Origin of the sequence: Micromonospora craterilacus (genome assembly GCF_003236315.1) — a bacterium.
In the GTDB taxonomy this organism is placed as follows: domain Bacteria; phylum Actinomycetota; class Actinomycetes; order Mycobacteriales; family Micromonosporaceae; genus Micromonospora; species Micromonospora craterilacus.
Genome location: NZ_POTY01000441.1, coordinates 1 through 1,732, shown reverse-complemented (window position 1 = coordinate 1,732; position 1,732 = coordinate 1). Strand labels below are relative to the sequence as shown.

At 65.9% G+C, this 1,732-nt stretch carries 3 protein-coding genes; 1 reads left to right on the top strand and 2 read right to left on the bottom strand.

The genetic code is table 11. From position 1 onward, the window contains the following. The coding region (locus tag C1I95_RS36800) for a hypothetical protein (RefSeq protein WP_233514055.1) at positions 1 to 200 on the bottom strand (200 nt) is incomplete at its 3' end. A 198-nt stretch (positions 201 to 398) separates the two neighbouring features. On the opposite strand from C1I95_RS36800, the gene C1I95_RS33600 reads away from it, so the two are divergent. Further along, the gene (locus C1I95_RS33600; protein ID WP_111220112.1) at positions 399 to 1,196 is read left to right on the top strand and encodes a DUF4259 domain-containing protein; all 798 of its coding nucleotides are present in this window, start codon (positions 399 to 401) and stop codon (positions 1,194 to 1,196) included. 80 nt (positions 1,197 to 1,276) lie between these two features. On the opposite strand, the gene C1I95_RS36795 is transcribed toward C1I95_RS33600, so the two are convergent. Beyond that, positions 1,277 to 1,732: hypothetical protein (locus C1I95_RS36795; RefSeq protein WP_233514054.1), on the bottom strand; the 456-nt coding region annotated here is incomplete at its 5' end.

Here is a 1,732-nt window from a genome sequence, read left to right as displayed (position 1 = left end):
GCGGAGTACAGCCCGCTCCTGGGGTGATGCTGCGGCAGGAAGGTGAGGAGTTCCCGACCGCCGGGCACGTCGTGGACTAAACCACGCCCGCCGTCGAGCGGATCGTGTCCATCGACGGAAGCATCCAAGTCGCCGGACAAAAGATCCAAGTCGGCAAGGTCCACGCCCGCAAACTGGTCACCGCCGCCCTCGACGAGCACACCATCACCGTCTACGACGCTGACAGCCCGGTCAAAGCCGTCCCCCGCCTCAGCACCACTGACCTGAACCGCACAAAGGCGAAGCACCAGATCACCACGGGCGCAGCCTTAGGAATCAGGTTCGCAGTCCCAGATGACGGCGGGCAGAACCTGTGGCAGGTTGGCCAGACCTGGAAAACATGAACGCAGGAAGGTGACATGGGCGCCTGGGGGCCTGGCCTGTTCTCCGACGACACAGCATGCGACGTGCGCGACGAATACCGCGAAATGCTCGAAGACGGCGTGGACGACGACGAGGCCACGCAACGCATGCTCGACTCCTACGCCGACGCGCTCGACGACCCGGACGAGGCGACATCGGTCTGGCTGGCCTTGGCCGTCACCCAATCCAAGCTCGGCCGCCTCCACCCCACCGTTCACGACCGCGCCATCGCCGCCATCGACAGCGGGACCGACCTCGCAAGGTGGTCAGACAACCCTCGCCTTGCCGCCAAACGCCGAGACATCCTCGAAAAGGCCCGCGCACAACTGACCGGCCCCCAGCCGCAGCGCAAGAAGGTGCGCCGGCCCAGCCGCCACGTCACCGACCTGCAACCCGGCGATGTTCTCAGCTACCGCGCCGCCAACGGCAACATGGCGCTGTTACGAGTAGCCCGCATCGACGACGAACGGCACTCCGTCGCACCCGTCCTCGTCGCCCTCGACTTCACTGGCACGCACATGCCGTCCCAACCGGAACTCGACACCCTCGCCGACAAACCCGAAACGCCATTCCGGCTGGACGGCAGTCCCCTGCCGCCCTGGGCCAGCGCCAGCTGGCGGGTCGCCGCCTTCAAGCGCATGAACTACGACGCTGCCGGATTCCACCACGCTGGACGAACCATCGCCCGTCCAGGCGACCCAGCCTTTCACACCCGGACCTACACCTCCTGGCAGCTCCTGCCAGGCGAACTCGAGCGCAACCTCAGGGACGCGCCCGCCACGCCCGAGCCATAACGCCTACCATCGACCCACACACCAGCACTATTCGATCTCGGCCTGACGTCAAGCAACCTCCGATGCCATTTCGTCAACCATCAATCGAGACCAGGGCCGAACACGTTGTAGATCCAGCAGGCCAGCGGTGGTAAGCGCGGACGGCCGGCCCCCGGACCGTTACGACGGGCTCCTGCGGGAAAATCATTCGCATGCGCCCCGACCCGGAACTCGTCGAGCACTACCGTCAGGTACTCGACGACCAGCCGGAAGCAATCCGCGGCGGATACGTCCTGGGCCACCTCGCAGCCTCGGTGCGCGAAGCAGCCGACGACCACCAGCGAGGTTGCAACGGTTGCACGACGTGCAACCACCTCCGGCAAATGTTGGCCCTCATCCTCGCCTACGAGCTGAACGAGGCCCCGCCAGACGCCCTTCGCAGAATCCACAGGTTGGACGCCGACGGCGGGTGACGGCAGCGATGGACTTGCACACCCCGTCGCCAGGACCGCGCCAGAATCGGTCACTACCAGCGGAGACTCCGCATCCACCAGGAA

What these genes read in the sequence shown, in the direction of transcription:
- C1I95_RS33600 (WP_111220112.1), top strand. Translation starts at nt 399, where the DNA reads ATGGGCGCCTGGGGGCCTGGCCTGTTCTCCGACGACACAGCATGCGAC.